Here is a 5,966-nt window from a genome sequence, read left to right as displayed (position 1 = left end):
TGTTAGTATTCTTTGTAGTTGTGATTGCAAGCTATATTATTCTAAAGAAACAAACAAAATAGTGATTACCTTTATTTTGCAAAAGCAGTTAGTCTTAGGATTGACTGCTTATTAATAAAAGACACCACTTCAATGTGTCAATGGTGTCTTTTTAGTGCTATTTTATCGTCATATCAAGGCTCGTTTAATCGTGGTATATTCGTGGTAAAATGAGTGTTTTTCTATACTTCGAAAAGCTTGAAAGTGTAATATTTATAGGGATAATCAAAAATCAGATATAAAGTTTTTAATAATTGGTATATGATATTTATTATAGGCATCTATATATGGCAAACATTCAATATCATAAATATTATCCGAAGCATTCTCATAAGATTTTCGACGAGCACATATGAATTCATATATTTTCTCATCAGTAACCTGTTCATTGACTGGTTGTGGCGTAACAGAAAAATAAAAGTCTCCCACTAACGAAGAATATTCCCATGAAAGCTGTTCTTCTCCGTATTGGCTAATTGATATTTCTGACACTTTATTTCTAACAAATTTAAACATTTCTTCAATTTTCAAATTTGGAATAAGCATAGCATCTTTTAAAACTTGTGTATATAATCCATTACTACATTGTCCATCAAATGCACTACAGTCAGCGCTTGTAGAATAAGCAATCATAGTACCTTTAGGTGGATTATTAAATGGCGCAAAGCCTGTTAAAAATCCCCTCCCCATAGCAAAAGGATTATCTCGACATGCATCCAATATACATATTAATGTTTTTCCCTTATATGAAGATGCACCTTCTAACAGCGAATTTAAACAATAACAAGAGACCATTGTCTTGCTTTTATCACTTAACTTTAAATCAATAGGAACGATAAAATTTTTACCGTCGATTTGCATACCATGCCCTGCATAAAAAAATACCCCTACAGCATATTCATCTAATGCCTGTAAAAAATCATTAACAGATTTTTGAATATCTATTAAATTTGCATCCATTATTTTTGTAACATCAAAATTTAATTTGTTCAAAATACTAGCAATATCGTCAGCATCATTCTTAGGATTATTCAATTTCCCTACATTTGAATAATCAGAATTACCGATTACTAATGCAATTCTATCCATTATTCTCACCTCTGAAATTATCTTACGTTTTATTTCATAATTAAAAATTTTAAATTCATTTCTTAATATAAATTTTAATCTGTTATTTTGATCATACCACCTTCTTAGCCCATTTTCTATATAAACTCTTACAAACACTGAAAAGCTCCCGAAGGAGCTTTCCACGCTTTAAATATACACTAATTCTTTCAACACAATCTCTTCTGCAGCATTCCGGACATTATTTACCGCTCTAACCCATTCCATCTGGTCACGAGCTTTCAATTCTTCCGTAATGCCCTGCTTCTCCATCATCTGACTCACCAGAATATCCATTTTCTCCTGTGTTTCATCGTCCACCGCATTCAGATGTTCTGTCAATCTGTCTTCCAACATATACAGTGAATACATTGCCGGACGATGCTCTTTCAGATATGTTTTCCGCAACATTCCGTATTTCCCATAATGCGCTTCTTCATCTGTACTGACAAGATTCGGATAGTAAATTCCGTCTGCGCCAAGTGTGTAGGTTCCACCCATTTTTTCAAATGTGCTTTTCATGTGTTATTCCTCCTTGAAATCAGCGATGTCCTTAGATCATCGCATAATATTTCAGGGCAGCCTTGATAGCATCTTCTTTCTCTTTCGGGCATTGTGGAACTCTTGCATTTTCTGATTTTGGAAGATTATAGTTTTCTCCCACTTCAATTCCACATTTGCGTTTTACCTGAGAAATATATAAACTTGAAACCTTCAAGCCAAATTCTTTCAGCACATAATCTTTGATTTCCTGATAGGTTGCTTTCAACTCGGCACTGGTGGCATCCAGCTCGTCCAGGTCTAAGTCGATCTCTATCGTGTCATCTGGTTTTTGTTGGGACAAAAGAACAACCGTCTCCACATGTGTCGTTACTACTATCGGAACACATTTTATCAACCTCGTTGCTGTCATGTGAACACAATTCGTCAGTCCTATGTCGTCCTCTTGCATTTTTTCTTTGTGGTTTAAATTTAGCACCATCTACGCTATTCTTCAAGCCCGTTTTATAAACAAAAGTCAACTGTGCAGGGTCAACATTTCCGTTTTCATCAAGTCCACCTACAATTACTTTTTCAACAATGCTTTCAAATACATAGCGGTCAAATTTATCAAGAACCTCATTCTGTTCTAAAGTTTTCTTAAACTCTTTCAGACGTTTTTTTATGTCCTTTTCATTATCAGATGTTTCTTGTAATTTCTGTCTTTCTTCGACAAGCTGTTCTTGTTTACTTACTAAGTCAGCATATTTGCTTTCGTAGGTTTCCTTATCAACAATTTCTTCCAGACGCATATCAACAAGTTTACTCTTTTTCTTCTCTAATGCGTCTATCTCTTTTTCTGCTTTTGCAAGTTGTTTCGACACCGCACTACAACTAAGCGTATCGTCCATTCTCTGCAAAAATTCTTCCAGAACATCTTTATTATCATCACACAATAAACGATAACTTTCTACAAATGCTTCTTCAATAGCTGTTTCTGGAATACCTTTGCTATGCTTACAGAATTTTTTCCCTTTCTTCGTAGCCGTTACACATTGCCATATAACTTTGCTGTACTGTGAACTGCTGTGCCAATTACGCCTTGTTAAAGTGCCACCACAGAAACCACATTCCAGCATACAACTAAAAGCATATTTCCTACTATATTTTTCTCTCTTTGTGTTACCCTCTCCAATCTTTCCTCTATTAACATTTCTTCTGGAAAGAATTTCTTGTGCTTTTTCAAAAACTTCTTCGCTAATAATCGGTTCGTGATGATTGCGAATATAGAATTTATCTTCTTCTCCGAAATTCTCCAATCTCCGCTTTGAAATCGGGTCTACTGTAAAAGTTTTTCCTAACAATAAATCGCCTTTATATTTCTCATTCTTGATAATGCCAATAACTGTTGATTGTACCCATGTAGAACTTCCATACTTTGTTTTATATCCCAAATTTTCAAGCTCATGTGCAATAACAGAACCACCAGCACCCTCAATATACCGATTAAAAATATAACGTACAATTTCTGCTTCTTCTTCATTCACGGTAATTGTTTTCGTATCTTTGTGATAATCATATCCAAGACAACCTTGAAAACCAACCAGCTCTCCCCGTTTCATTTTCATTTTCAAACCTTTTTTTACATTAGCAGATATATTTTCAACTTCCTGCTGTGCCACAGAACTAAGTACCACTAAAAGCAATTCTCCGTCCATAGTTAAAGTATTGATTTTCTCATCTTCAAAATATACTGCTATATTGCGTTCCTTTAACACACGAACATATTTTAAAGTATCTAGCGTATTTCTTGCAAATCTGGAAATAGATTTTGTAATAACCATATCAATTTCTCCATTCATGCAATCATTTATCATACGCTGGAAATCTTCTCTTTTAGCCACTTGTGTACCTGTGATTGCTTCATCAGCATATATGTCTGCAAGTACCCACTCTTTATTCTTCTTAATCATATCTGTATAATAGGCTACTTGCGACTTATAACTGTTTAGCTGGTCTGCACTATCTGTACTAACCCTGCAATATGCACCAACACGCATAAGTTCAATCGTTTTCCCTCTTGTACGGGTTTGCAAATCATTCCTCGCTTTGATTACCTCTACTTCTTTCACAGAACCACTCCTTTTATATTTGAGTTTTGTATTCCTTTTGTAGTGTTATTATACAATATTCAAACATACAATTCAAGCGGTTATATCTGAAACAATTTTATAATCTTGCATAAGTTTTGATTTTACTAAAGCATATTCCTTTTCAGAAATCATTTTACGGGCAAGAAGTTGGTTCAACATGGCAATCTGCATACTATATCGTATTAGTGTTTTCTCCATATCAATTCCCCCTTGCTTATAATTTCTAAGCAGGCAGACGGCTTTGGAAAGCTCCATTAGTATTTCAACTATTCCCATTCTTGTGGGCAGAACCGCACCATGCGGACGTATCATTATTCTGTGGGGTAGGTCATGGCAAAGCGACTTTTCCAACGGTCGCTCTCGGATCACTGCGTGGGTCGCTCGCTTTCTTTTGGAAAGGTCATGGCGTACAGTTCCCGTGGCTTGCTACCTCACAAACGTATCTGTCTGCTTTATTCTGTTGTCAAAGAACTATCGGCTATTCAGCCTATCAAAATCAATTCTAGTCAAATTGATTTTAATAGAATGACAAGTGAAGTGGCAGGAAAGGGGGAAGTACCAAACTTCACTTATATGTACTACATCACTACAATTTCAAAATTCATCAGCATATCAAGCAATGCTGTCTGAACTCTGTTTTTTAAATCAGCGTCCACAACCATGCAAACATTACCGTATTCGTCATACAATTTACGCAAGCATAATTTGGAAATGTAACCGTCATAAAATTTCAAAACGGTTTCAACTGCTTCTGGTTCGCCCTCTGTGGCTGATAAGATTACCTCAAAAGGCAAATGCTCATGTTTCTTCATTTACGTTTCTCCATGATTTTTTTCATTGTTTCAAGTGTTTTTGTTCTATGATATTGGACGTTAGAACGTGGGATTTTGATAAATTCGCTGATTTCACTATCAGACATATCCATAAAGTAGGACAACAAAATAATGTTACGTTTCTTTTCTGTTAATGTTTTAAGAGCTTCGCTTAACTGATCGTCCTCAACCCATACTTCAATGCCTAAAATATTAAATACGGTGTAATCACTTTCGTATTTATCAAATGTTCCAAAGCGTTCCTGCTCATAATCTGGAATATCAGAAAATGGACATTCTCGTTTTTCACGTCGCTTCATATCACGATAGCCTTTTTTGACAGCTCGTTTGATAACCTTTTTTGAAAGACAATCAAACTGTGCTTCAATGGCTTGTTTGAAAGAAGATGTTTTCATTTGCTCACCTCCTTTCCGTGCTGGATTGAAATGAACTTTTGTTCATTTCCCCCTTTCCGCACCCTAACTTCCCAAAGAGGTGTCAAACTACCAAGATTTTCAAAAAAATATTTCTATAAAATAAAAACAGCCCATTTGAATGTAACTACACAAACAGACTGTTATATAAATGTTATCTATATGAACTTTTAACTCATGTAATGGGTATGATGATTGAAGCACTAGACAGAAATAATTATCCAGTTGAGAACGACGTAGCGTTCTTCTATATGTAATCATGGCATAACCCCCTCAAACCAGAGCTATACCAAAAGAAAAGGACAGCTTTGGTTATATCCAAAACCGTCCTGTAATCGTTTTTAAGACGTGCAAAAGCATATTATCTAAGAACGGTTTTTTTTATTTACCGCACACGATAATATCTTTTGAATTATTACTGCATACTATATGCACTTTTAACACATTCTAAATACATGGCATGAAGTTTAAACTCATGCTAGGTGGTTTAAAATGAGAAAAAAAAAGAAACACAAACCTTTGATTTCAGACCGTTAGGACTGGCAATCAGAGAAGCCCGTGAAAAAGCAGGGCTATCCCGTAATGATTTAGGTGATAAGGTATTCTATGGAGAACGCCATATCGCAGATATTGAAAATATCGGTTCACACCCAAGTTTTCAATTATTCCATGATTTAGTTACCATGTTCAATATATCGGTTGATGAATATTTCTATCCACCAGAGAAAGTTGAGAAAAGCACAGCTCGCCGTCAGATAGAAACATCACTTGACTTATTGAGTGATAACGAATTAAAAATCATTCAAGGTACGATTGACGGTATCTTGAATAGCAGGGAAAGCAAGAAGTAATCAGCTTCTTGTTTTCCCTATTTTTCTTTTTAGTGGAGACCGTTTCAAGTTTTGTGTAAACTCAAAAAACTGATATAAGATATGTCATTA

At 35.1% G+C, this 5,966-nt stretch carries 7 protein-coding genes and 1 pseudogene; 1 reads left to right on the top strand and 7 read right to left on the bottom strand.

What is annotated here, in order from left to right:
- Positions 1–264 precede the first annotated feature (264 nt).
- From G5A70_RS15290 to G5A70_RS15260, 7 genes and pseudogenes are all read right to left on the bottom strand, one after another.
- A complete protein-coding gene (locus G5A70_RS15290; protein ID WP_173750310.1) occupies positions 265–1,128 on the bottom strand; it encodes a caspase family protein in 864 nt (287 codons plus the stop codon).
- A gap of 168 nt (positions 1,129–1,296) precedes the next feature.
- Entirely contained in the window at positions 1,297–1,668 is a 372-nt protein-coding gene (locus G5A70_RS15285) for a TnpV protein (RefSeq protein WP_173750309.1), read from the bottom strand.
- Positions 1,669–1,699: 31 nt separating this feature from the next.
- Positions 1,700–2,017, bottom strand: a pseudogene (locus G5A70_RS15280) (23S rRNA (uracil(1939)-C(5))-methyltransferase RlmD); the annotation flags it as partial.
- Positions 1,968–3,758 carry a recombinase family protein gene (locus G5A70_RS15275; protein ID WP_173750308.1) on the bottom strand — a complete coding sequence of 597 codons (1,791 nt, stop codon included), beginning with the start codon at positions 3,756–3,758 and terminating at the stop codon, positions 1,968–1,970. The pseudogene G5A70_RS15280 and the gene G5A70_RS15275, both read right to left, overlap by 50 nt.
- A gap of 72 nt (positions 3,759–3,830) precedes the next feature.
- On the bottom strand, positions 3,831–3,977 hold the full coding sequence (locus G5A70_RS15270; RefSeq protein ID WP_144362982.1) for an SHOCT domain-containing protein: 147 nt from the start codon (positions 3,975–3,977) through the stop codon (positions 3,831–3,833).
- Positions 3,978–4,357: 380 nt separating this feature from the next.
- Complete coding sequence (locus G5A70_RS15265; protein WP_009588285.1) at positions 4,358–4,591, bottom strand: helix-turn-helix domain-containing protein; 234 nt, start codon at positions 4,589–4,591, stop codon at positions 4,358–4,360.
- Complete coding sequence (locus G5A70_RS15260) at positions 4,588–5,007, bottom strand: RNA polymerase sigma factor (protein ID WP_173750307.1); 420 nt, start codon at positions 5,005–5,007, stop codon at positions 4,588–4,590. Before G5A70_RS15260 ends, G5A70_RS15265 begins: the two co-directional genes overlap by 4 nt.
- 557 nt (positions 5,008–5,564) lie before the next feature.
- Here G5A70_RS15260 and G5A70_RS15255 point away from each other — a divergent pair.
- Positions 5,565–5,876 (top strand): helix-turn-helix transcriptional regulator, encoded by a 312-nt coding sequence (locus G5A70_RS15255; protein WP_173750311.1) that lies wholly within the window; start codon positions 5,565–5,567, stop codon positions 5,874–5,876.
- The last annotated feature ends 90 nt before the right edge of the window (positions 5,877–5,966 follow it).

The organism is Blautia hansenii (assembly GCF_013304445.1).
Taxonomy (GTDB): Bacteria; Bacillota; Clostridia; order Lachnospirales; family Lachnospiraceae; genus Blautia.
Note: the sequence above shows the minus strand (reverse complement) of the source record. Positions and strands in the feature narration are given on the sequence as shown.